Source organism: Achromobacter sp. GW823-FHT04E03 (genome assembly GCF_058796095.1).
Genome location: NZ_JBXAIJ010000009.1, coordinates 1 through 21,805, shown reverse-complemented (window position 1 = coordinate 21,805; position 21,805 = coordinate 1). Strand labels below are relative to the sequence as shown.

The following is a 21,805-nucleotide window of genomic DNA, read 5'->3' as shown; positions in this document are numbered from 1 at the left end:
AACAAAATTTATGACACTCCCCGCGAGCCGCCACGCCGCACGCGACGACGGGCGGCCTAAGAACAAGGCCGCCCGCCAACGGAACATCAACAACCCATCAACGATCAAACAATCGTCAACGTCACATCAATATTGCCCCGCGTAGCATTCGAGTAAGGGCAAACGATATGCGCCGCAGCGACCAGCTTCTCCGCCTCAGCCCGCTCCATCCCCGGCAACGAAATCTTCAGTTCGACTTCAATCCCGAACCCCGTAGGAATAGGACCAATCCCAACAGCACCGTCGATCGTCGCATTCGACGGCATGGCGATCTTGTCGCGGCCGGCGACGAATTTCATGGCGCCCATGAAGCAGGCCGAGTAGCCCACGGCGAACAGTTGTTCCGGATTGGTGCCGGCCGCGCCCGCGCCGCCCAGTTCCTTCGGCGTGGTCAGCTTGACGTTCAGGTTGCCGTCGTCCGTGGCGCCCGTGCCTTCACGGCCGCCGGTGACGTGCGCATGGGCGCGGTACAGCACTTTTTCGATAGACATGATGCGTTTCCTTGTAGGGAAGTGGAGGTTGGACTGCCAGGCCTGGCGGGAACATCCCGCCGCGACCCTTACTATTTAAATAGTGCAATATTAAATAGCGCACTATTTATTTGATCTAACGATAGCGGGCCTGGCCCGCCGCTTCAAAGACTTGCGCTGAGCTTCTCCCGCAGCGCATGCAGCGTTTTCATCATACCTTGCGCCTCTTCCAGCGAACACTGCGCGGCGCCCGCGATCGAGTGCGGCACGGCCTCGGCTTGCGCGCGCAGTTCGCGGCCCTGGCGGGTCAGTCCGACGATCACCTGGCGCTCGTCTTCCACGGCGCGCTTGCGCGTTACCAGGCCTGCCGCTTCCAGGCGCTTCAGCAGCGGCGTCAGCGTGGCCGAATCCAGGAACAGGCGCTCGCCGATATCCGTCACCGTAATCTCGTCGCCTTCCCACAGCACCAGCATCACCAGGTACTGCGGATAGGTCAGGTCCAGACCGCGCAGCAGCTTGCGGTACACCTTGTTCATCGCCAGCGAGGTCGAGTACAGGGCGAAGCACAGCTGGCTGTCCAGCAGCAGCGGGTTGAATGCGGCCTTGGCTTTGGATCTGAATTTCATTGCGCAATATTAAATAGCGCACGATCTATCGTCAACAACTATTTTGAACAAGAGCGGCCAGCGCTAGGCCGGCTCGCCCTCGGCCGCGGCGCGGTCCGACCCGTATTGTTTCAAGCCGTCCAGGTCCAGCACCCTGACCGCGCCGTATTCCACATTCAGCAAGCCCGCCTCTTCCAGCTTGCGCAGCGCCTGGTTGGCGCGCTGGCGCGACACCCGGGCCAGATAGCCGACTTCTTCCTGGGTAATCGCCAGGCGCATGCCCATGCCGGGATACAGCAAAGGGTTGAAGAGTTCGGCCAGGCAGCGGGCCACGCGCGCATCCGGATCCAGCAAACGGTCGTACTCCGCCTTGCCGATGAACTGCGCCACGCGCTCGTTCAATTGGTGGAGCAGATAGCGGTTGAACGGGATGCTGTTATCCAGCAGCCAATCGAAGGTAGCGGCCGGCAGGCGCGCGACCACCGAATCCCGCAGAGCAACGATGTCGTACTTGCGGATCTCGCGCTTGAGCAGCGAGCCCTCGCCGATCCAGCCGCCGGCAGGCACGCCGGTCAGCGACGCCACCTTGCCTTCGGCGTTGCCCACCGAAACCTTCACCAGCCCCGCCAGCACCCCTATCCAAGCCTGGGCGAGTTCACCTTTGCGCTCTATGATCGACCCGGCAACCACCTGCTGCACGGTAAGGTCCCTCTCGACGCGCTCTTGCTGATCGCGGCTGAGCACGCGAAACCAGGCGGCGGCGAGTTGCAGGGAGTCGGATAGCTGCATCGGGAATACCCTAAAAGTTCCTTGAATGTCGCGATGGTGACAGTTGGTAGCAACCCAACCTTATACCTTAACTCCTGCCGTAAATCTAAAACCAACTGGTCAAGCGCCTCATCGCCGCCACCGCTCTCGCGGACTCCCGGCCCGATGCGCCCAAACCGGAGGAGACATCGTGGCACATACACCGCCCGCATCTGCACAGATGCCGGCGGCGCTGGATACCTTTCCGGCGCTGCTGTTCACGCATGCCAGCGTTCGCGGGTCGCGGCCCGCCATACGCGAAAAAGATCTGGGGATCTGGCAAACCCTAACGTGGTCCGACGTGGCGGAGCATGTCCGGCACGTTGCGCATGGCTTGGCTGCATTGGGCATCAAACCCGGCATGCACGTGGCCGTGATCGGTGAAAACCGTCCGCGCCTGTACATGGCCATGATGGCTGCGCAGTCGCTGGGCGCGATACCGGTGCCGCTCTACCAGGATGCCGTGGCGCAGGAAATGGTCTACGTGCTGCAGGACGCCGAGATCAGCGTGGCCATCGTCGAAGACCAGGAACAGGTCGACAAGATGCTCGAAGTCCACGAGCAATGCCCCGCGCTCAAGCATGTGGTGTACGACGATCCGCGCGGCCTGCGGCATTACACCGACCCGATGCTGCGCTCGTATGAACAGCTGGAAGAGCTGGGCCGCGAATACGCCAAGCAGCATCCCGGCTTCTTCGAGCAGGCCGTCGCCGCCGTGCAGCCGCATGACCCGGCCGCCATGTTCTATACCTCCGGCACCACGGGCAAGCCCAAGGGCGTGGTGCTCACGCACCATGCGCTGATCGACCGTGCGCGCGCCGTGTCCGATATGGAAAAACTGACCGACCAGGAAGACGTGCTGGCCTATCTGCCGCCCGCCTGGATCGGCCAGAACATGTTCTCGTACACGCAACTGCTGGTCACGGGCTTTACCGTGAACCATCCTGAATCGCCCGACACCGTGTCAATCGACATGCGCGACATCGGCCCCACCTATTACTTCGCGCCGCCGCGCGTGCTGGAAGGCCTGCTGACGCATGTGATGATCCGCATGGAAGACGCGGGGCTGATCAAGCGCAAGCTGTTCGCGGCCTGCATGAAGCTCGCCCGCCGCGTGGGCGCCAGGATCCTGGACGGCGAGCAGGTCGGCGCCTGGGACCGCCTGCGCTACGCGCTGGGCAACATGATGATCTACGGTCCGCTGCGCAATGCGCTGGGCATGAGCCGCGTGCGCGTGGCCTACACCGCGGGCGAGGCCATCGGCCCCGACCTGTTCGTGTTCTACCGCTCCATCGGCATCAACCTCAAGCAGCTCTACGGCTCCACCGAAACCTCGGTCTTCGTCTGCGTGCAGCCCGACGGCCAGGTGCGCGACGACACGGTAGGCCCGCCCGTCGAGGGCGTGGAGATCCGCGTGGCCGACAACGGCGAGATCCTGGTCAAGAGCCCCGGGCTCTTCAAGGAGTACTACCGCAACCCCGAAGCCACCGCCGAAGCGCGCAGCGCCGACGGCTGGTTCCATACGGGCGACGCGGGCTATCTGGACACCGACGGCCAGCTGAAGATCATCGACCGCGCCAAGGACGTGGGCAAGCTTGCCAATGGCGCCCTGTTCGCGCCCAAGTACATCGAGAACAAGCTCAAGTTCTTCCAGCACATCAAGGAAGCGGTCGCCTTCGGCGCCAACCGCGACGATGTGTGCGCCTTCATCAACATCGACCTGGAAGCCGTGGGCAACTGGGCCGAGCGCCGCGGCATGCCCTATGCCGGCTACACCGACCTGGCTTCCAAGGACGAGGTCTACCAGCTGATCGCCGAATGCGTGGAGCAGGTCAACGCCGACCTGGCCACCGATCCCAAGCTGTCGGCCTCGCAGATCAGCCGTTTCCTCATCCTGCACAAGGAACTGGATCCGGACGACGACGAACTGACCCGCACGCGCAAGGTGCGCCGCGCCTTCATCGCGCAGAAGTATGGCGTGCTGATTGACGCGCTCTTTGGCGGCAAGCAATCGCAGTTCATCGAGACCGAAGTGAAATTCGAAGACGGACGCACCGGCAAGATCTCGGCGGACCTGAAGATCCGCCCGGTCAAGACCTTCCCCGCCATCACCGCCAAGGCCGCGTAGAGATCATGAGCAACAACGACCGCGACCAGCGTATTGGCGACGTCATGCTGGACATGCAGAACATCTCGCTGTCCTTCGGCGGCGTGAAAGCGCTGACGGACATTTCGTTCAACGTGCGCGAACACGAGATCCGCGCCATCATCGGCCCCAACGGCGCCGGCAAGAGCTCGATGCTCAACGTCATCAACGGCGTCTACACACCGCAGCAAGGCGGCATCGAATTCCGCGGCGAGCGCTTCTCGCGCATGAATCCGCGCCGCGCCGCTGAAATGGGCATCGCGCGCACGTTCCAGAACCTGGCCCTGTTCAAGGGCATGAGCGTGCTGGACAACATCATGACCGGCCGCAACCTGCGCATGAAGTGCGGGCTGCTGGCCCAGGCCTTCCGCCTGGGGCCGGCCGAGCGCGAAGAAATCAAGCACCGCGAGTTCGTCGAAAACATTGTCGACTTCCTGGAAATCCAGGCCTACCGCAAGACGCCCGTGGGCCGCCTGCCCTACGGCCTGCAAAAGCGCGTGGACCTGGGCCGCGCGTTGGCAATGGAGCCGCGCCTGCTGCTGTTGGACGAACCCATGGCCGGCATGAACATCGAAGAGAAGCAGGACATGAGCCGCTTCATCCTGGATGTGAACGACGAGTTCGGCACCACCATCGTGCTGATCGAGCACGACATGGGCGTGGTCATGGATATTTCGGACCGCGTCGTGGTGCTGGACTATGGCAAGAAGATCGGCGACGGCAAGCCGGACGAGGTCCGTGCCAACGAAGACGTGATCCGAGCTTACCTCGGCGTATCGCACTAAGGCGGACAGACATGGGATTTTTTCTAGAGACCTTACTCGGCGGCCTGATGAGCGGCATGCTGTACGCGCTGATCGGCCTGGGCTTCGTGCTGATCTTCAAGGCATCCGGCGTCTTCAACTTCGCGCAGGGCGCAATGGTGCTGGTCGCCGCGCTGTCCATGGCCCGCTTCTCGGAGTGGCTGCCGCGCTGGTTCGGCTTTGACAACATGATCCTGGCCAATGTGCTGGCCTTCATCGTCAGCGCCATCGTGATGTTCCTGCTGGCGGTCGCCATCGAACGCTTCGTGCTGCGCCACCTGGTCAACCAGGAGGCCACCACCTTGCTGATGGCCACGCTGGGCATCAGCTACTTCCTGGACGGCCTGGGCCAGATCACCTTCGGCAGCTCGGTGTACTCCATCAACGTCGGCATGCCCAAGGATCCCCTGATGATCCTGGACTCGGTCTTCGAGGGAGGGCTGCTGATCAACCTGGAAGACCTGACGGCAGCGGTGATCGCCGCCCTGCTGGTGGCCGCGCTGGCCCTGTTCTTCCAGTACACCTCGACCGGCCGCGCCCTGCGCGCGGTGGCCGACGACCACCAGGCCGCGCAGTCCATCGGCATTCCGCTGAACCGCATCTGGGTGATCGTCTGGAGCGTGGCGGGGCTGGTGGCGCTGGTGGCCGGGATCATCTGGGGCTCGAAATTTGGCGTGCAGTTCACGCTGTCCACCGCGGCGCTGCGGGCGCTGCCGGTGGTGATCCTGGGCGGCCTGACTTCGGTGCCGGGCGCCATCCTGGGCGGCCTGATCATCGGCGTGGGCGAAAAGCTGTCCGAGGTCTATCTGGGGTCGCTGGTAGGCGGCGGTATCGAAATCTGGTTCGCCTATGTGCTGGCGCTGGTGTTCCTGCTGTTCCGTCCGCAAGGGCTGTTCGGCGAGAAGATCATCGACCGTGTCTGAGCCCACAGGCCCTCTAGGATAAAAACATGTTCTATCGCGAAAACGGCCAATTCAAGACCAGCTATCGCGCTGACCAGCAGATCTTTCCGATCCGCCAGGACCGCATCTTCATCTGGCTGCTGCTGGCGGTGGCGTTCATCGCCATCCCGGCCATGGCCAGCGACTACCTGCTGCGCGCCATCCTGATCCCGTTCCTGATCCTGGCGCTGGCCGCCGTGGGCTTGAACATCCTGGTGGGCTATTGCGGCCAGATCTCGCTGGGCACGGGCGCCTTCATGGCGGTGGGCGCCTATGCAGCCTGGAACTTCGGCGTGCGCTTTCCCGGCATGCCGCTGGTCATCCAGATCCTGCTGGGCGGCTTCTTCGCCACCATCGTGGGCGTGATCTTCGGCATACCCAGCCTGCGCATCCGCGGCCTGTACCTGGCGGTGGCGACGCTGGCCGCGCAATTCTTCGTGGACTGGGCGTTCCTGCGCATCCCCTTCTTCACCAACTACTCGTCGTCCGGCAACGTCTCGGTGCCGCCGCTGACCGCCTTCGGCCTGCCGGTGCAGAGCGCGCTGGAGAAGTACCTGTTCGTGCTGATCCTGGTCGTCATCTTCAGCCTGCTTGCCAAGAACCTGGTACGCGGCGCCATCGGCCGGCAGTGGATGGCGATCCGCGACATGGACGTGGCGGCCTCCGTCATCGGCATCCGCCCGATGTACGCCAAGCTCACGGCCTTCGCGGTCAGCTCGTTCATCGTCGGCGTGGCCGGGGCCTTGTGGGGCTACATCCACCTGGGGTCCTGGGAACCGCTGGCGTTCGACCTGACGCGTTCGTTCCAGCTGCTGTTCATGGTCATCATCGGCGGGCTGGGTTCGATCATCGGCAGCTTCTTCGGCGCGGCCTTCATCGTGCTGGTGCCGGTGGCGCTGTCCAACATCCCGCATGCGCTGGGCATCCCGCTGTCGGTGGACACGGCCGCGCACATCGAACACATGGTGTTCGGCGCGCTGATCGTGTTCTTCCTGATCGCCGAACCGCACGGGCTGGCCAGGCTGTGGAGCATCGGCAAGGAGAAGTTGCGCATCTGGCCCTTCCCGCATTAAGGATAAGACCCACCCCCGAAGCGCCTTCGGCGCTTCCCCCTCAAGGGGGCGCCGCTGGGGACCGGCAAAGCCGGATCCGCCGCGGCCCGGATGGAGTGGCCTAAGTTTTGATCACCGTCGGCAGTAGCGGCATGAGCGCTGCAACCGGCATCCTGAATACCCGGCTCAAGACCGGGCCAATCCCGGTGTCCCAGGGTTTACTGACCCAAACACCACGCAGGAGGTAAATGGAGATGAAGCGTCTTAACCTGAAGTTGGCGGCAGCTTTGATGGCCGCAGCCGGCGCCGCAGGCGCCGTGGCCACGCCGGCAATGGCGGCGGAAGAGCAGTTCGTTCCGTTGCTGGTGTATCGCACCGGGTCCTTCGCGCCCCTGGGCATTCCCTGGGCCGACGGCAAGCTGGACTATCTGAAGCTGGTCAACGAACGCGATGGCGGCGTCAACGGCGTCAAGATCACGTACGAGGAATGCGAAACCGCCTATGCCACCGACCGCGGCGTGGAATGCTACGAGCGCCTGAAGGGCAAGGGCACCGGCGCATCGGGCTTCGACACCCAGTCCACCGGCATCACCTTCGCCGTCAGCGACAAGGCCATGGTCGACAAGGTCCCGGTCGAAACGATGGGCTACGGCCTGTCGCAGTCGGTCGATGGCAGCGTGTTCGAGTGGAACTTCCCGCTGCTGGGCACCTACTGGACCGCGGCCGACGTGATGATCCAGGACATCGCCAAGAAAGAAGGCGGCATGGACAAGCTCAAGGGCAAGAAGATCGCCCTGGTCTACCACGACTCGCCGTATGGCAAGGAACCTATCCCCCTGCTGCAGAAGCGCGCGGCCAAGGAAGGCTTCGAGCTGGTGCTCTATCCCGTGACCGCCCCCGGCGTGGAACAGAAGTCCACCTGGCTGCAGATCCGCCAGGCGCGCCCCAACTACGTGCTGCTGTGGAGCGCCGGCATCATGACGCCGACCGCCATCCGCGAAGCCCAGGCCAGCGGCTATCCGCGCGACAAGATGTACGCCATCTGGTGGGCCGGCTCTGAAGGCGACGTGAAGGACCTGGGCGATGTCGCCAAGGGCTACAACGCCATCACCATCCACAACAGCGGCGCCGAGCACGACAAGGTCTACGACGACCTGAAGAAGTTCGTCTACGACAAGGGCCAGGGTTCGGACAAGACCGGCAAGACCACGCTGGGCACCATCGCCCACACCCGCGGCATGATGATCTCGATGCTGCAGGTGGAAGCGATCCGCACCGCGCAGGAAAAGTTCGGCAAGGGCAAGGCGCTGACGCCAGAGCAGGTCCGCTGGGGCTTCGAGAACCTGAACCTGACGCAGGAAAAGCTGGACAAGCTGGGCTTCGGCCAGATCATGCGTCCGGTCAAGACCTCGTGCAGCAACCACAAGGGCGACGACTGGGCCCGCATCGTGCAGTGGGACGGCGCGAAGTTCAAGGTGGTCTCCGACTGGTATCAGTCGGACAAGACCATCCTGGACCCCATGGTGAAGGAAGGCGCCGCCAAGTACGCGAAGGAAAAGAACATCACGCCCCGCACTTGCGAGAACTGATGTGAACCGGCCGCCGGTCCCGCATAAGGGGCCGGCGGCCACCAAGCCGCAGGAACAGCCATGACCGCTGCAACGACTTCCGCAGTACCCGCAGACACCCCCAAGGTGCTGCTCGACGTGAACGGCATCGAGGTGATCTACAACCACGTGATCCTGGTGCTCAAGGGCGTTTCCCTGCAAGTGCCGGAAGGCAAGATCGTGGCCTTGCTGGGCGCTAACGGCGCGGGCAAGACCACCACCTTGCGCGCCATTTCGAACCTGCTCAAGGGCGAGCGCGGCGACGTCACCAAGGGCCATATCCAGTACCGCAACCAGCGCATCGAAAAGCTGTCGCCGGCGGAATTGGTCAAGCGCGGAGTGGTGCAGGTGATGGAAGGCCGGCATTGCTTTGCCCACCTGACCATCGAGGAAAACCTGCTGACCGGCGCCTACACGCGCAGCATGAGCCGCGCCGATACCGCGGCGGCGCTGGACCGCGTCTACCAGTATTTCCCCCGCCTGAAGCAGCGCCGCGCCAGCCAGTCCGGCTACACCTCGGGCGGCGAACAGCAGATGACTGCCATCGGCCGCGCGCTGATGGCCAACCCGAACATGATCTTGCTGGACGAGCCCTCCATGGGGCTGGCGCCGCAGATCGTCGAGGAGATCTTCGAGATCGTGCGCGACCTGAACCAGCGCGAGCGCGTCAGCTTCCTCTTGGCCGAGCAGAACACCAACATTGCACTGCGCTACGCCGACTACGGCTACATCCTGGAAAACGGCCGCGTGATGATGGATGGCGCGGCGGCCGACCTGGCCCAGAACGAGGACGTGAAAGAGTTCTATCTGGGCATCTCCAGCGGCGAACGCAAGAGTTTCCGCGACAACAAGTTCTACCGCCGGCGCAAGCGCTGGCTGGCGTGATTCCTGGCATACGAGAGGGTGTGATCCCATGTCCCAGTTTTTCGATGTTCTCGAAACCAGAGCGCCCGAGCAACGCGAGCGCGAGCTGATGGCCGCCCTGCCCGGCGCGATCGCGCGGGCCATTGCGCGTGCGCCCGCCATCGCCGAGCAGCTGCGCGGCATCGACCCCGCCACCATCACGTCGCGCGCGGCGCTGGCGACCCTGCCGGTGCTGCGCAAGCACGAACTGCTGGAACGCCAGCAGCACAGCCGCGCCGACGCGGCCGCGCCTGCCGGACCGCAGAAAGCCTTCGGCGGCTTCTCCGCCATCGGTTGGGGCGAGGCGATGCGGGTGTTCGCGTCTCCCGGCCCCATCTATGAGCCGGAGAGCGCGCGCAGCGATTATTGGCGCTTTGCCCGCGCCCTGCACGCGGCCGGATTTCGCGCCGGCGAGCTGGCCTACAACTGCTTTTCCTATCACTTCACACCCGCGGGCTCCATGATGGAAACCGCGGCGCATGCCGTGGGCTGCACCGTGTTTCCCGGCGGCACCGGCCAGACGGAACAGCAGGTGCGCGCGATCCAGGATCTGGCGCCCACCGGCTATACCGGCACGCCCAGCTTCCTCAAGATCATTCTTGAAAAGGCCGACGAACTGGGTGTGAAGCTGGATTCGCTGCGCCGCGCGCTGGTGTCCGGCGAAGCATTCCCCCCATCCCTGCGCGACTGGCTGGCCGCGCGCGGCATCGACGGCTACCAGGCCTACGGCAGCGCCGACCTGGGTATGGTCGCGTTTGAAACGCCGGCGCGTGAAGGCCTGGTGCTGGGCGAGGACATCATCGTCGAGATCGTGCGCCCCGGCACCGGCGAACCCGTGCCCGACGGCGAAGTCGGCGAGGTCGTGGTCACCACCTTGAACCCGGACTATCCGCTGGTGCGCTTCGGCACCGGCGACCTGTCCGCCGTCATGCCCGGCATCTCGCCCTGCGGACGCACCAACACCCGCATCAAAGGCTGGATGGGACGCGCGGACCAGACCACCAAGGTGCGCGGCATGTTCGTGCATCCGTCGCAGGTAGCCGACGTGGCGCGCCGCCATCCCGAGATCCTGCGCGCGCGGCTGGTGATCAGCGGCAGCACGGGTTCCGACCGCATGGTGCTCAAAGTGGAATCGCGGGTGCGCAGCGAAGAGCTCGGCAAGCGCATCGCCGAATCGGTGCGCGACGTGACCAAGCTGCGCAGCGACGTGGAGTGGGTGGATGCGGATGGCCTGCCGAACGACGGCAAGGTCATCGACGATATCCGCACCTACGAGTAAACCGCGCTGCTCACGGCCTCATGCGGCCGCGAGCAGCGCCAGCACACCCTTCATCAGCATCGCCACGGCCACCAGGCCCGCGAACAGCGCGAAACTCTGCTGCAGACGGCGCGGGGGAAACCGGTCGGCCACCTTGCGCCCTCCCAGCATGCCCAACACCGCCGCCGCGGTAAAAGGCGCGGCGATGCGCCAGTCCAGATGCCCGCCCGCCGCCGCGGCCACGACGCCGCTGGCCGACACCAACGCGATCACTGCCAGCGAGGTGCCGACGATGGCCTGCATGCTGAGGTCCGTGGCGCGCCGCAGCGCGGGCACGATGACGAAGCCGCCCCCCACGCCCAGGAGGCCGGAGAGGAAACCGGCGATCAACCCCGCCCCCGTCAAGGCGCGCGCGCAGGGCGCGGTCCAGCGCAGCCGGCCAGTGCTGGCATTGAGCTGGCAGGGCGGCGTGCGCGGCGCGGCCTGCGCCGCCGCGGGCTTGTTGCCCTGGTTCCACATGCGCCAGGCCACCATGCCCAGCACGCCGGCAAAGATGATGGCCAACGGCGCATTGGGCAGACGCCGCGCCGCCCACAAGCCCAACGGCGACACCAGGATGCCGGTGGCCGCCATGAAGCCCGCTGCGCGATAGCGCACCTGCCCTTTGCGCAAGCCCAGCACCGCGCCCAACGCGGCCGACAACCCGACCGCCAGCAAGGCGATGGGCGCAGCCTGCGACACCTGCAAGTGTAGGCCGAAGACCAGCAGAGGCACCGCCATGATGGCCCCGCCCGCGCCGGTCAGCCCGAGTATCAGGCCGACGCACGCCCCCAGCGCCGCACTGACGGCCAATACCGTATCGATCATGAGACGCTCAGTTGCCCAACGGGCGGGCCAGCCATTCGCGGCCCTTGAGCATGCCGTTCCAGTAGATCCAGGGCAGCAGCGTCGCCTTGAGGAACCAGGCGCTCTTGCGCGGCACGGTAGGGTCCAGCGGGAACGTGGGCAGCAGCTTGCCGCCGTAGCCGAACTCGGCCAGCACGATGCGTCCGCGCTCCACCGTCAGCGGGCAGGAGCCATAGCCGTCGTACTTGACGGGCATGGCATGGCCTTCGCGCAGCGCCAGCAGATTTTCCGCCACCGTGACGATCTGTTTGCGCGCAGCCGCGGCGGTCTTGGCGTTGCTGGTGCAGATGCCGTCGCCCAGCCCGAACACGTTGCCATGGCGCACGTGCAACAGCGTGGACGGGTCCACTTCGCACCAGCCGGCGGCGTCCGCCAGCGGGCTGTTCTTCAGGAAGTCATGCGGCACCTGCGGCGGCACCGCGTGCAGCATGTCGAAGGATTTCTCCACGCGCGTCACCGCGCCGTCGGCGTTCTTGAGATCGAACCAGGCCTTGCGCGCCGCGCCGTCCACCGCCACCAGCGCCGAGTTGAAGGCCAGGGCGATGCCGTAGCTTTCGACATAGCGCATCAGCGGCGGAACGAACGTCGGCACGCCGAACAGCGCCGCGCCCGCCAGGTCGAACTCCACGTCGATGCGGTCCAGCACGCCGGTGCGCTTCCAGTGGTCGCAGGCCAGGTACATGGCCTTTTGCGGCGCGCCGGCGCATTTGATGGGCATGGCCGGCTGCGTGAACAGCGCCCGCCCGCCCTTCAACCCGCGCACCAGTTCCCAGGTATAGGGCGCCAGGTCATAGCGGTAGTTGGAGCTGACGCCGTTCTTGCCCAGCGTGTCGGCCAGGCCCTCGACCTTGTCCCACGCCAGGCGCAGGCCGGGGCAGACGATCAGTTGCTGGTAGCTCACCGCCCGGCCGTCGGACAGCAGCACGCGGTTGGCCTCGGGTTCGAAGCCCGCCGCTGCCGCCTGCAGCCAGGTGGCGCGCCTGGGCATGACGTCGCGGGTCGGGCGCACGGTCTTGGCGATGTCGAAAGCGCCGCCGCCCACCAGCGTCCAGGCCGGCTGGTAGTAGTGCTTGTCGCTGGGTTCGATGACGCCGATGCGCAGGTCCGGGCGGCGACGCAGCAGACTGGCGGTGACGCCTATGCCCGCCGATCCGCCGCCCACCACCACCACATCGAAATCGCGCTGCGCCTCTGCTGTCGGCATGCTTGTCTCCTCGCCGGTTTACCGGCTTTTGAATTTTTCCAGGACTGAAAATATCGCCATGCCGGCAACCATGGCGGCCACGAAGATCAGCGCTTCGGACACGCCGGCGGATGCGGCCACCAGCGCGGGCCCTGGGCAGAAGCCCGCCAGGCCCCAGCCCGCGCCGAACGCCAGGCTGCCCACGGCCAGTCGCACGTCCACGCGCGTAGCCGTGGGCCAGCGCAGCGGCTCGCCCGACAAGCTGGCACGACGCCGCCGCAAGAGCGCGAAGCCCGCCGCCGTGACCAGCACGGCGCCACCCATCACGAAGGCCAGTGACGGATCCCAGGCGCCGGCCAGGTCCAGAAAACCCAGCACCTTGGCCGGATTGGCCATGCCGGAAATGATGAGGCCCAGCCCGAACACCAGGCCCGACCCGAATGCGATCAATGCCACCATGTCAAAGTCCCCCCAGATGGCGGGTGACGTAGACCACGGCAAAACCCGCGGCCATGAACAAGGCGGTGGCGGTGAGCGACCGGCGCGATCCGCGCGACACGCCGCAGACGCCGTGGCCGCTGGTGCAGCCCGAGGCATAGCGGGTGCCGATCCCCACCAGCAGACCCGCCACGATCAGGCGCGTCGTGCCGGCTTCGACCACGATGGGCGGCAAGGCGCTGCCCAGGCGGTACAGCCAGGGCGCAGCGAACACGCCCAACAGAAAGGCCAGCCGCCACATGCCGCCGCGCTCGGGCGGCAGCAGGCCGCCCAGGATGCCGCTGATGCCCGCGATCCGCCCCGCCCCGGCCATCAGCAGCACGGCTGCGGCGCCGATGAGCAGGCCGCCCGCGCCAGCGGACCAAGGCGTGAAGGCGGACCAGTCCATGTTCATTTGAGCGACTCCAGTGACTCCATGGTCCGGCCGCAGTACAAACTGGAAAGCGTCTTCATCACCTGGCTGACCTCGAAACTGGCCATCTGGTAGTAGACGTACTTGCCCTCGCGCCGGGTCGCGACCAGGCCTTCGTCGCGCAGCACGCCCAGTTGCTGGGACAAGGTGGGCTGGCGGATGCCGGTGAGCGATTCGAGTTCGCTCACATTGCGTTCGTTCTGGACCAGCTGGCACAGCAGCAGCAGGCGGTCTTCGTTGGCCAGCGCCTTGAGGAGCGCGCAGGCCTGGGAGGCGGATTCGCGCAAGGCGGCGACCTCGCACTCGGTCAGGGCGTCATTCATTTGATGCGTATCAATCGGCTAGATGGAGTTTGATCATTATATTGACCAATATAATATCCAACAATATTATTGAAATATATATAGTGTTTCATCGTGCAGCGACTCGCTGCGATGCGAGCGTCCATGTCTCCCCAGATCCAGGCCTTTTTCGATCCCGTCACCGCCACCGTCACCTACGTCGTGCATGAGCCCGCGCCGGGCGGCGCCTGCGCCATCATCGACTCGGTGCTGGACTACGACCCCAAGTCCGGCCGCAGCAGCACCGCCAGCGCCGACCGGGTGGCGGATTACGTGCGCCAGCATGGCCTGAAGACCGAATGGCTGCTGGAAACCCATGCCCATGCCGACCATCTGTCGGCCGCGCCCTACTTGCAGCGACAGCTTGGCGGCGTCATTGCCATCGGCCAAAGCATCCAGACCGTGCAGGGCGTGTTCAAAAAGATCTTCAACCTGGAGCCGGAGTTCCAGCTGGACGGCTCGCAATTCGGCCATCTGTTCAAGGACGGCGAAACCTTCCGCATCGGCGCGCTGACGGCGCAGGCCATCCACGTGCCTGGCCACACGCCGGCTGACATGGCCTACCTGATCGGCGACGCGGCCTTCGTCGGCGACACGCTGTTCATGCCGGACGTGGGCACAGCGCGCTGTGACTTCCCGGGCGGCGACGCCCATCAGCTGTACCGTTCCATCCAGCGCCTGCTGGGCCTGCCCGCCGAGACTCGGCTGTACATGTGCCACGACTACCCGCCCGCCGGGCGCGAAGCCTCCTGGCAGACCACGGTGGCCGAACAGCGCCGCGCCAATATCCACGTGCGCGACGGCGTCGCCGAAGAGGACTTCGTCGCCATGCGCACGCGGCGTGACGCCACGCTCTCCATGCCCACCCTGATCCTGCCCGCCATCCAGGTGAACATCCGCGCCGGCCATTTCCCGCCGCCCGAGGACAACGGGGTGCGCTACCTGAAGATCCCCGTCGACGCGCTCTGACCGAGCCGCGTGCCGGGCTTGCACGCCTGGGGGTTATCCCGCAAGATCATCTGACCGCAGAAATGCCGATCAGACGGATCCCCCATGTTTGCAGAAGCCGAAGCCGACCCCAGCCTGTCCAAGGAAGAGTTCAAACCATTGGAGGCGAAGCTGCGCGTCGCGTTGCTGAACGCGCAGTACCAGCGCCTGCAGAAAGCGGACAAGACGCTGCTGGTGGTCATCGCGGGCATAGACGGCGCCGGCAAGGGCGCCACCGTCAACCTGCTGAACGAATGGATGGATCCGCGCCACATCAAGACGCTGGCCTACGGCCCGCGCGAAGGCGCCGCGCTGGAGCGTCCGCCGTTCTGGCGCTACTGGAACGACCTGCCGCCCAAGGGCAGCACCGGCATCGTGTTCGGCTCCTGGTACGCATCGCTGCTGTATGAGGCCACGCGCAAGAAGCCCGACCAGAACAGCATCGAGGCGCAGGCCGCCGCGATCCGCCACTTCGAGGCCATGCTCGCCGCCGAGGGAGTGCAGATCGTCAAGCTCTGGTTCCATTTGTCGGCCAAGGCGCAGAAAGAGCGGGCCCAGCGCCTGCTGGCCAGCCCGGAAACCTCCTGGCAGGTCAGCCCGATAGACCTGAAGGTCTACAAAAAGTACGACCGCATCCGCAACGCCGGCCAGTTGGTGCTGAACCGCACGGACTGCGGCCACGCCCCCTGGGTCGTGATCCCCAGCGCGGACGAAGACATGCGCGCCGCGCGCACCGCCGAAGCCGTGTTGGCCGCCATGCGCCAGCGCGGCGTGCCGCGCATTCCGGCCGCCTTCGTGGCGCATGCCAGGACCACGCGCGTCGTCGACCGCCTGGGCGAACTGGACTACGACGCCAAGACCGACAAGGACGACTACGAATCCGAACTGGGCCTGCTGCAAGGCCGGCTGGCGCGCGCCGCGCGTTCAAAGAAATTCCAGGAGCGTTCGCTGGTGCTGGTGTTCGAAGGCCAGGACGCGGCCGGCAAGGGCGGCGCGATCCGGCGCGTCACGCATGCGCTGGATGCGCGCCAGTTCGACATCACGCCCATATCCGCCCCCACCAGCGAAGAGCTGGCCCGGCCCTATCTGTGGCGCTTCTGGCGCCACGTGCCGCGCCATGGCCGCATCGCCATCTTCGACCGCTCCTGGTACGGCCGCGTGCTGGTCGAGCGCGTCGAAAAGCTGACCGCGCCCGCCAATTGGCGCCGCGCCTACGCCGAGATCAACGACTTCGAGGGGCAGTTGGCCGCCAGCGGCGCGCTGGTGCTGAAGTTCTGGCTGGCGGTGACGCCCGAAGTGCAGCTGGAACGCTTCAAGGAACGCGAGAACTCGCCCTTCAAGAACTTCAAGATCACGGCCGACGACTGGCGCAACCGCGACAAATGGAAGGACTACGCGGATGCCGCCAACGAGATGCTGGCGCGCACCGACCTCCCCAACGCGCCGTGGCATCTGGTGTCGGCCAACGACAAGCGCTACGCTCGATTGCAAGTGCTGCGACACATCGTCGAAGCCATGGAAGACCAACTCTGAATCCCGCCTGGAGGCCGCAAGCCATGAGTACCGCAGAAATCCGTCCCATCGTCGCCGCCGACTTCGAAGCCTGGCTGCCGCTATGGAAGGGCTACCAGGAGTTCTATCGCGTCAACATCGACGACGCCGTCACGCGCAACACCTGGGCGCGCTTCCTGGACCCCGCCGAACCCATGCACGCGGCGCTGGCGTACGAAAGCGGCCGGGCCGTCGGCATGGTGCACTGGATCTTCCACCGCTCCACCTGGACCGCGGGCGACTACTGCTATCTGCAAGACCTGTACGTGGATCCGGACGTGCGCGGCACCGGCGCCGGCCGCAAGCTGATCGAACACGTGTACGCGCAAGCCGCCGCCGCCAATTGCGCGCGCGTGTACTGGCTGACGCATGAAACCAACGCCACCGCCATCCAGCTCTACGACCGCATCGCCGACCGCTCGGGCTTCATCCAGTACCGCAAGGTGATGCCGTGAGCGCACGCGACCCCAACTGTCCGCTGTGCCAGGAAGACGGCGGCACGCTGCTGTGGCGCGGCCCGCATCTGCGCATCGTCGAGGTCGACGACGCCGACTATCCGGGCTTCACGCGGGTAATCTGGAACGGCCATCTGGCCGAGATGACCAGCCTGTCCACGCACGGCCGCGACCTGCTGATGCGCGCCGTGTACGTGGTCGAAGAAGCGCAGCAATCGGTCCTGGGACCGGACAAGATCAACCTGGCCTCGCTGGGCAACATGGTGCCGCACCTGCACTGGCACGTGATCCCGCGCTGGCGCGGCGACCGCCATTTCCCCGACCCGATCTGGGCGCCGCCGCGCATCGCCGCCGGCGCGGAATCCGCCGAATGGAAGGAACGTCAGGCGCGCGTGCAGGCGCTGCTGCCGCGTTACCGCGACCGGCTGGTCGAGGCCATGAACGCCCTGCTCTGGCACTGAACCGCCGCCCGCCTCAGGCAGCGCGCGCAGGCCCCCGCAGTTCCGCCAGCCAGCCGGCGTAAGCCTGTTCAACCAGGCCGGCTGTGCGCTCGGCGGAAAACAGGCCTTGCCCGCGGATCAGCTCGCGGCCCGCATCGCCCATGCGGCGGCGCAGCGCCGGATCGGCCAGCAGGCTTTCCAGCGCTCCCGCCAGCGCCGCAGGATCGCCGGGCGGCACCAACAGGCCGGTCACGCCCGCCTGCATGGTTTCCGGCACGCCGCCCACGTCGGTGCCGATGACCGGCACCCCCATGGCCGCGGCCTCGATGAAGACAGTGCCCAGCGCCTCGCGCAGCGTCGGCAGCGCAAACACGTCGAAGGCTGTCAGGACATTGCCGATGTCGTCGCGCCGGCCGGTGAAATGCACGCGGTGCGCCAGGCCCAATGCCTCCACCTGCGCCTGCAACTGCCCCGCCATGGGCTGGCCCTCGCCCACCAGCACCAGATGCGCCTGCGGAAACGTGGCGGCGATACGGCGAAAAGCGTCGATCAGGTCGCAATGCCCTTTGTCCGCCCTCATGACGGCCACGCAGCCGACCACCAGCGCATCCTCCGGCAGGCCAAGCTCGCGCCTGACGCAGACGCCGCCATGCACCTGAGGCAGCACCACGGGTGAATGGATGGTGGCGATGGCCTCCGGCCGCGCGCCGCCGTCCAGCAACTGGCCACGCACGTAGCGGCTGACGGCGATGACGCGATGCGCCAGCCACGTATAGGCGTAGAGGGAATTGATGGGCTTGGCCAGATGGCGCGTGCGCACGATGAGAGGCGTGCCCGCCAGGCGCGCCGCAAACGCACCCAGGACCGTATCGCGGCGGCTATGCGTATTGACTACGTCAAAGCGCCCGCGGCGCAGCAGCCGGCGCACGAACGCGACGCCGCGCACGAAGTTGAGCGGGCCATCCATGGGAATGAGGTGCACGGTGAAGCCGGCCTCGCGCAAGCGCGTGCCGAGTTCCGCCTCCGGCTGGCAGACCGCTTCCAGATGGTGGCCGCGATCGCGCATGGCTATCATTTCCTTGTAGATGCAGAACTCCTGGCCGCCGAACGAGGTGGCCGCTTCCGTGTGCAGGATGCGCAGGCGCGCTTCGGGGCCCGGCCGGCCCTGGAGGGATTCGATGGAATTCGGCATGATCAGGACTGGCCGCCTTGCGAGGCGTCCGCGTCGCTCCAGCAACGGCCCTGCGATAGCAGGTAGGCTTCCAGGTAAGCGATGTCTTCCTGCTCCAGGGCCGCCGCGCCCGCGCTGGCGCAGTCGCGCGGGCATTCGGCGGCGTGCAGCCGGCCATCGGACCAGACGCGCACGGAACCGGTGCGGGACAGATCAAAGCGCGCACCGGCCCGCGCCCAGCCCAACAGGCGTGTGCTGGGGATCAGTTGCCGGGTCTGATAGACGCCATGGGGACTCTGGGCCGCAGGCGCCGTGAGCGCTTCGCCAACATCCACCAGGCGGCTCGCGGCGCCGGGCTTGGCGGGCGTGTAGGTCAATACCGTAAGAGGGCGTAATGGCATTTGGCTAGCAAGAGTCGCCAGGCGGCGTTGCTGGCCACGGACTGGTCGGGATTCGAGGGAAAGGGTTTGGTCGCCGGACAAGCAACGCCAACAATTCGACGCTGATAAGCTGTTTTTTCGAATAATTGAAAGATGTTCGACGACGTAAAGGAATCCCGAAAGATGAATTCAGGTAAAATTCAGGAATGAAACGCGCATCTTATCAAAACGTAAGCAAGGGCGGTACTGCATGAGTTTCCAGGCCGTCCCTCCCCAAAAGCCGGTCTCGTTCCTGCAATCGTTCCTCCGTTCCGAGGCGCTGGGCGGCTATGTCCTGATGCTGGCCGCGCTGGTCGCGCTGGTGGTCGCCAACAGCCCGGCCGCACCCGTCTATTTCAGCGTGCTGGAGACCAAGCTCGGCTTCCAGGCGGGGCCTGTCGTGCTCAAGGAAACCGTACTGCACTGGATCAACGACGGCCTGATGGCGGTGTTCTTCCTGCTGGTCGGGCTTGAGATCAAGCGTGAAGTCCTGGACGGCCAACTGCGCGGCGCCGCCCGCATCGTGCTGCCCGGCATAGCCGCCCTGGGCGGCATGGCCTTGCCCGCCCTGATCTATGTGCTGATCAACTTTGGCAGCCCCGACACTCTGCGCGGGTGGGCCATTCCGGCCGCGACCGACATCGCCTTTGCGCTGGGCATCCTGGCGCTGCTGGGCAGCCGCGTGCCGACCTCGTTGAAGATCTTCCTGACGGCGCTGGCCATCCTGGACGACCTGGGCGCCATCGTCATCATCGCCTTGTTCTATACCGCCGAACTCAACGTGTTCGCGCTGAGCATGGCGGGCGCCCTGCTGGTCTGCCTGTTCTGCCTGAACCGCGCTGGCGTGCTGCGCCTGACGCCCTACCTGCTGATCGGCGCCGTGCTCTGGTACTTCGTCCTGAAGTCCGGCGTGCATGCCACGCTGGCCGGCGTGGCGCTGGCGCTGACCATTCCGCTGCGCCCGCAAAACCAGGGCCATCCCGGCGCGCACTCGCCCCTGCATGCGCTGGAACATGCGCTGCACAAGCCTGTCGCCCTACTGATCGTGCCCATCTTCGGCTTCGCCAATGCCGGCGTGTCTTTCGCCGGCATGGGCCTGGGCAGCCTGGCGGCGCCCGTGCCCCTGGGCGTGGCGCTGGGCCTGTTCCTGGGTAAGCAGCTGGGCGTGTTCGGCTTTGCCTGGTTGGCCATCAAGAGCGGCATTGCCACCCTGCCGCGCCACGCCAGCTACGCGCAGCTGTACGGCGTGTCGCTGCTTTGCGGCATCGGCTTCACCATGAGCCTGTTCATCGGCGCCCTGGCATTCAGCGATCCGGCCGCCATCGACGCCACCAAGATCGGCGTGCTGACGGGCTCGCTGGCGTCCGCCGTGGTCGGCTTCCTGGTGCTGCGCGCCTGCGGCACGCGCGCCGGCGCCGCGGAAAATCCTTGAGCGCCGGTTGAATAGGGACGGCGGGCGCTAAAGTAGCGAGGTCCGCCACCCTTCCCTGGAGCCGCCATGAAACCATCCGCCATCGCCGTGCAACGCGTCTACGAGGGCTTGGGTCCGGAAGGCAGCTACCGGGCGCTGGTGGACCGCATGTGGCCGCGCGGACTGCGCAAGGCGGACCTGCACCTGGACGAATGGGCCCGCGACATCGCGCCCACCCAGGAGCTGTGCAAATGGTTCAGCCACATCGAAGAACGCTGGGAAGAATTCCGCCAACGCTACCAGGCCGAACTGGCCGAACCTGAACAGCAGGCGCGCATGGCCGCCCTGCTGGACGCGGCGGGCGACCGTCCGCTGACCCTGCTCTACGGCGCCCGCAACACCGAACACAACCAGGCCATCGTGCTGCGCGAGGTCCTGCAGGACTATGTCCGGCATCACCGCAAGCGCAAGGCCTGACGCCCCGCATGCTTTGATACCCTAGCCCGCTTTTATCGACCGGCGCGCAACCGCGCGCCGACAGTCTGTCTTGAGGAATCCCATGTCTTTCAGCTCCGACGCCTGGGCGCGCAACGCCGCACTCTACGAAACCACGCGCGACATGCCGTTCAACCGCGAACTGGCCAGCGGCCAGCTCGACGAGAACGCATTCAAGCACTACATGATCCAGGACGCCCACTACCTGGTGGCCTTCGGACGCGCGCTGGCCATCGCTTCGGCCAAGGCCGACGACGCCGACGGCGTGGTGCAATTTGCTGACGCCGCCAAAGGCGCGGTGGTGGCCGAACGCACCCTGCACGCGGGCTTCCTGAAGCAGTTCGGCATTGATGACGCCACCTTCGAAGCCACGCCGCTCACGCCTGCCTGCCACCACTACACCAGCTACCTGATCGCCACCGCCTGGAGCGCGCCGTACCCGGTAGCGCTGGCGGCCCTGCTGCCGTGCTTCTGGATCTACGCCGAAATCGGCCGCGAGATCCATGCGCGGGCCGCCCAACCCAATCCTTACTCGGCCTGGATCGAGGCCTATGCCTGCGAGGACTTCCACGCCCTGGTGCGCCGGGTCATCACCACGGTAGACCGCGTCGCCGAAAAGGCGTCCGCCGAAACGTTGGAGCAGATGCACGCGGCGTATACGCGTGCCGCGCAGCTGGAATGGATGTTCTGGGATTCGGCGTATCGGCAGGATGGGTGGCCGGTTTGAATCGACGGTAGCGATTTCGGAGTCGCCGCCAGACGTAGGCGGCACGCTTGAGCGCCAGGCTATTGATGCCTGGCGTTTTCGTTTCAGCGGGTTTGAGGCATCCGCCATCGCCTAATTACTGCTGGAGAGTTGGATCCAGCCGATGAAGTCTTACTGCAGTGGGTAATACACCGTAAGC

24 protein-coding genes are annotated in these 21,805 nt (G+C 65.7%); 14 read left to right on the top strand and 10 right to left on the bottom strand.

Going from position 1 to position 21,805, the window contains the following annotated elements; all coding sequences use genetic code 11:
• Positions 1 to 104: 104 nt before the first annotated feature.
• The 3 genes from AC1RHV_RS31030 to AC1RHV_RS31020 all read right to left on the bottom strand — a co-directional run bounded on the left by AC1RHV_RS31030 (position 105) and on the right by AC1RHV_RS31020 (position 1,903).
• A complete protein-coding gene (locus AC1RHV_RS31030) occupies positions 105 to 530 on the bottom strand; it encodes an organic hydroperoxide resistance protein (protein WP_013396768.1) in 426 nt (141 codons plus the stop codon).
• Between the two features lie 143 nt (positions 531 to 673).
• Positions 674 to 1,135 (bottom strand): MarR family winged helix-turn-helix transcriptional regulator, encoded by a 462-nt coding sequence (locus AC1RHV_RS31025; protein ID WP_492302712.1) that lies wholly within the window; start codon positions 1,133 to 1,135, stop codon positions 674 to 676.
• Between the two features lie 63 nt (positions 1,136 to 1,198).
• The gene (locus AC1RHV_RS31020) at positions 1,199 to 1,903 is read right to left on the bottom strand and encodes a Crp/Fnr family transcriptional regulator (RefSeq protein WP_054456926.1); all 705 of its coding nucleotides are present in this window, start codon (positions 1,901 to 1,903) and stop codon (positions 1,199 to 1,201) included.
• Between the two features lie 169 nt (positions 1,904 to 2,072).
• On the opposite strand from AC1RHV_RS31020, the gene AC1RHV_RS31015 reads away from it, so the two are divergent.
• The 7 genes from AC1RHV_RS31015 to AC1RHV_RS30985 all read left to right on the top strand — a co-directional run bounded on the left by AC1RHV_RS31015 (position 2,073) and on the right by AC1RHV_RS30985 (position 10,652).
• Positions 2,073 to 4,049, top strand: coding sequence for an AMP-dependent synthetase/ligase (locus AC1RHV_RS31015; protein ID WP_175181510.1), 1,977 nt, complete (start codon positions 2,073 to 2,075; stop codon positions 4,047 to 4,049).
• 5 nt (positions 4,050 to 4,054) lie between these two features.
• Entirely contained in the window at positions 4,055 to 4,852 is a 798-nt protein-coding gene (locus AC1RHV_RS31010; RefSeq protein WP_054456930.1) for an ABC transporter ATP-binding protein, read from the top strand.
• Between the two features lie 11 nt (positions 4,853 to 4,863).
• Positions 4,864 to 5,793, top strand: coding sequence for a branched-chain amino acid ABC transporter permease (locus tag AC1RHV_RS31005; RefSeq protein ID WP_042796065.1), 930 nt, complete (start codon positions 4,864 to 4,866; stop codon positions 5,791 to 5,793).
• 26 nt (positions 5,794 to 5,819) lie between these two features.
• Positions 5,820 to 6,884, top strand: a complete 1,065-nt coding sequence (locus AC1RHV_RS31000) for a branched-chain amino acid ABC transporter permease (RefSeq protein WP_054456932.1) — start codon at positions 5,820 to 5,822, stop codon at positions 6,882 to 6,884.
• A gap of 227 nt (positions 6,885 to 7,111) precedes the next feature.
• Positions 7,112 to 8,452, top strand: a complete 1,341-nt coding sequence (locus tag AC1RHV_RS30995) for an ABC transporter substrate-binding protein (protein WP_192353119.1) — start codon at positions 7,112 to 7,114, stop codon at positions 8,450 to 8,452.
• A gap of 60 nt (positions 8,453 to 8,512) precedes the next feature.
• Positions 8,513 to 9,355 (top strand): ABC transporter ATP-binding protein, encoded by an 843-nt coding sequence (locus AC1RHV_RS30990; protein WP_175162418.1) that lies wholly within the window; start codon positions 8,513 to 8,515, stop codon positions 9,353 to 9,355.
• Positions 9,356 to 9,383: 28 nt separating this feature from the next.
• On the top strand, positions 9,384 to 10,652 hold the full coding sequence (locus tag AC1RHV_RS30985) for a phenylacetate--CoA ligase family protein (protein WP_054456936.1): 1,269 nt from the start codon (positions 9,384 to 9,386) through the stop codon (positions 10,650 to 10,652).
• A gap of 18 nt (positions 10,653 to 10,670) precedes the next feature.
• Here the strand turns inward: AC1RHV_RS30985 and AC1RHV_RS30980 are convergent, their stop codons facing one another.
• Genes AC1RHV_RS30980 through AC1RHV_RS30960 form a run of 5 tightly spaced genes read right to left on the bottom strand, consistent with a single transcriptional unit; the run spans position 10,671 to position 13,953 of the window.
• Positions 10,671 to 11,498 carry a sulfite exporter TauE/SafE family protein gene (locus AC1RHV_RS30980; RefSeq protein ID WP_054456937.1) on the bottom strand — a complete coding sequence of 276 codons (828 nt, stop codon included), beginning with the start codon at positions 11,496 to 11,498 and terminating at the stop codon, positions 10,671 to 10,673.
• Positions 11,499 to 11,505: 7 nt separating this feature from the next.
• Positions 11,506 to 12,741 carry an NAD(P)/FAD-dependent oxidoreductase gene (locus AC1RHV_RS30975; protein WP_175181511.1) on the bottom strand — a complete coding sequence of 412 codons (1,236 nt, stop codon included), beginning with the start codon at positions 12,739 to 12,741 and terminating at the stop codon, positions 11,506 to 11,508.
• Between the two features lie 18 nt (positions 12,742 to 12,759).
• Complete coding sequence (locus AC1RHV_RS30970) at positions 12,760 to 13,179, bottom strand: DUF6691 family protein (RefSeq protein ID WP_054456941.1); 420 nt, start codon at positions 13,177 to 13,179, stop codon at positions 12,760 to 12,762.
• A 1-nt stretch (position 13,180) separates the two neighbouring features.
• On the bottom strand, positions 13,181 to 13,612 hold the full coding sequence (locus tag AC1RHV_RS30965; protein WP_054456943.1) for a YeeE/YedE family protein: 432 nt from the start codon (positions 13,610 to 13,612) through the stop codon (positions 13,181 to 13,183).
• Positions 13,609 to 13,953: an ArsR/SmtB family transcription factor gene (locus AC1RHV_RS30960; protein WP_054456945.1), complete on the bottom strand. Its 345-nt coding sequence runs from the start codon at positions 13,951 to 13,953 to the stop codon at positions 13,609 to 13,611. Before AC1RHV_RS30960 ends, AC1RHV_RS30965 begins: the two co-directional genes overlap by 4 nt.
• Before the next feature lie 123 nt (positions 13,954 to 14,076).
• Here AC1RHV_RS30960 and AC1RHV_RS30955 point away from each other — a divergent pair, with 123 nt between their 5' ends.
• The 4 genes from AC1RHV_RS30955 (at position 14,077) to AC1RHV_RS30940 (ending at position 17,425) form a co-directional block, all read left to right on the top strand.
• The gene (locus AC1RHV_RS30955) at positions 14,077 to 14,940 is read left to right on the top strand and encodes an MBL fold metallo-hydrolase (protein WP_192353122.1); all 864 of its coding nucleotides are present in this window, start codon (positions 14,077 to 14,079) and stop codon (positions 14,938 to 14,940) included.
• Between the two features lie 84 nt (positions 14,941 to 15,024).
• Positions 15,025 to 16,491, top strand: a complete 1,467-nt coding sequence (gene pap, locus AC1RHV_RS30950) for a polyphosphate:AMP phosphotransferase (protein WP_492302706.1) — start codon at positions 15,025 to 15,027, stop codon at positions 16,489 to 16,491.
• A gap of 23 nt (positions 16,492 to 16,514) precedes the next feature.
• Positions 16,515 to 16,964 carry a GNAT family N-acetyltransferase gene (locus tag AC1RHV_RS30945; RefSeq protein ID WP_059374149.1) on the top strand — a complete coding sequence of 150 codons (450 nt, stop codon included), beginning with the start codon at positions 16,515 to 16,517 and terminating at the stop codon, positions 16,962 to 16,964.
• Complete coding sequence (locus tag AC1RHV_RS30940) at positions 16,961 to 17,425, top strand: HIT family protein (protein WP_119450171.1); 465 nt, start codon at positions 16,961 to 16,963, stop codon at positions 17,423 to 17,425. The genes AC1RHV_RS30945 and AC1RHV_RS30940 overlap by 4 nt, the downstream gene beginning before the upstream one ends.
• Positions 17,426 to 17,438: 13 nt before the next feature.
• On the opposite strand, the gene AC1RHV_RS30935 is transcribed toward AC1RHV_RS30940, so the two are convergent.
• Positions 17,439 to 18,596, bottom strand: coding sequence for a glycosyltransferase family 4 protein (locus AC1RHV_RS30935; protein WP_492302703.1), 1,158 nt, complete (start codon positions 18,594 to 18,596; stop codon positions 17,439 to 17,441).
• Positions 18,597 to 18,598: 2 nt separating this feature from the next.
• Positions 18,599 to 18,976 carry a hypothetical protein gene (locus tag AC1RHV_RS30930; protein WP_054456956.1) on the bottom strand — a complete coding sequence of 126 codons (378 nt, stop codon included), beginning with the start codon at positions 18,974 to 18,976 and terminating at the stop codon, positions 18,599 to 18,601.
• 229 nt (positions 18,977 to 19,205) lie between these two features.
• Between AC1RHV_RS30930 and nhaA the strand changes: the two genes are divergently transcribed.
• From nhaA to tenA, 3 genes are all read left to right on the top strand, one after another.
• Entirely contained in the window at positions 19,206 to 20,426 is a 1,221-nt protein-coding gene (nhaA, locus tag AC1RHV_RS30925; RefSeq protein ID WP_119450170.1) for a Na+/H+ antiporter NhaA, read from the top strand.
• 66 nt (positions 20,427 to 20,492) lie between these two features.
• Entirely contained in the window at positions 20,493 to 20,882 is a 390-nt protein-coding gene (locus tag AC1RHV_RS30920) for a DUF488 domain-containing protein (RefSeq protein WP_119450169.1), read from the top strand.
• Positions 20,883 to 20,964: 82 nt separating this feature from the next.
• On the top strand, positions 20,965 to 21,627 hold the full coding sequence (tenA, locus tag AC1RHV_RS30915; protein ID WP_054456962.1) for a thiaminase II: 663 nt from the start codon (positions 20,965 to 20,967) through the stop codon (positions 21,625 to 21,627).
• The last annotated feature ends 178 nt before the right edge of the window (positions 21,628 to 21,805 follow it).

Excerpts from the sequence above, each read along its gene's own strand:
- AC1RHV_RS31030 (WP_013396768.1), bottom strand. The coding sequence starts at position 530 with ATGTCTATCGAAAAAGTGCTGTACCGCGCCCATGCGCACGTCACCGGC.
- AC1RHV_RS31025 (WP_492302712.1), bottom strand. The coding sequence starts at position 1,135 with ATGAAATTCAGATCCAAAGCCAAGGCCGCATTCAACCCGCTGCTGCTG.
- AC1RHV_RS31020 (WP_054456926.1), bottom strand. The coding sequence starts at position 1,903 with ATGCAGCTATCCGACTCCCTGCAACTCGCCGCCGCCTGGTTTCGCGTG.
- AC1RHV_RS31010 (WP_054456930.1), top strand. The coding sequence starts at position 4,055 with ATGAGCAACAACGACCGCGACCAGCGTATTGGCGACGTCATGCTGGAC.
- AC1RHV_RS31005 (WP_042796065.1), top strand. The coding sequence starts at position 4,864 with ATGGGATTTTTTCTAGAGACCTTACTCGGCGGCCTGATGAGCGGCATG.
- AC1RHV_RS31000 (WP_054456932.1), top strand. The coding sequence starts at position 5,820 with ATGTTCTATCGCGAAAACGGCCAATTCAAGACCAGCTATCGCGCTGAC.
- AC1RHV_RS30995 (WP_192353119.1), top strand. The coding sequence starts at position 7,112 with ATGGAGATGAAGCGTCTTAACCTGAAGTTGGCGGCAGCTTTGATGGCC.
- AC1RHV_RS30990 (WP_175162418.1), top strand. The coding sequence starts at position 8,513 with ATGACCGCTGCAACGACTTCCGCAGTACCCGCAGACACCCCCAAGGTG.
- AC1RHV_RS30985 (WP_054456936.1), top strand. The coding sequence starts at position 9,384 with ATGTCCCAGTTTTTCGATGTTCTCGAAACCAGAGCGCCCGAGCAACGC.
- AC1RHV_RS30980 (WP_054456937.1), bottom strand. The coding sequence starts at position 11,498 with ATGATCGATACGGTATTGGCCGTCAGTGCGGCGCTGGGGGCGTGCGTC.
- AC1RHV_RS30975 (WP_175181511.1), bottom strand. The coding sequence starts at position 12,741 with ATGCCGACAGCAGAGGCGCAGCGCGATTTCGATGTGGTGGTGGTGGGC.
- AC1RHV_RS30970 (WP_054456941.1), bottom strand. The coding sequence starts at position 13,179 with ATGGTGGCATTGATCGCATTCGGGTCGGGCCTGGTGTTCGGGCTGGGC.
- AC1RHV_RS30965 (WP_054456943.1), bottom strand. The coding sequence starts at position 13,612 with ATGAACATGGACTGGTCCGCCTTCACGCCTTGGTCCGCTGGCGCGGGC.
- AC1RHV_RS30960 (WP_054456945.1), bottom strand. The coding sequence starts at position 13,953 with ATGAATGACGCCCTGACCGAGTGCGAGGTCGCCGCCTTGCGCGAATCC.
- AC1RHV_RS30955 (WP_192353122.1), top strand. The coding sequence starts at position 14,077 with ATGTCTCCCCAGATCCAGGCCTTTTTCGATCCCGTCACCGCCACCGTC.
- pap (WP_492302706.1), top strand. The coding sequence starts at position 15,025 with ATGTTTGCAGAAGCCGAAGCCGACCCCAGCCTGTCCAAGGAAGAGTTC.
- AC1RHV_RS30945 (WP_059374149.1), top strand. The coding sequence starts at position 16,515 with ATGAGTACCGCAGAAATCCGTCCCATCGTCGCCGCCGACTTCGAAGCC.
- AC1RHV_RS30935 (WP_492302703.1), bottom strand. The coding sequence starts at position 18,596 with ATGCCGAATTCCATCGAATCCCTCCAGGGCCGGCCGGGCCCCGAAGCG.
- AC1RHV_RS30930 (WP_054456956.1), bottom strand. The coding sequence starts at position 18,976 with ATGCCATTACGCCCTCTTACGGTATTGACCTACACGCCCGCCAAGCCC.
- nhaA (WP_119450170.1), top strand. The coding sequence starts at position 19,206 with ATGAGTTTCCAGGCCGTCCCTCCCCAAAAGCCGGTCTCGTTCCTGCAA.
- AC1RHV_RS30920 (WP_119450169.1), top strand. The coding sequence starts at position 20,493 with ATGAAACCATCCGCCATCGCCGTGCAACGCGTCTACGAGGGCTTGGGT.
- tenA (WP_054456962.1), top strand. The coding sequence starts at position 20,965 with ATGTCTTTCAGCTCCGACGCCTGGGCGCGCAACGCCGCACTCTACGAA.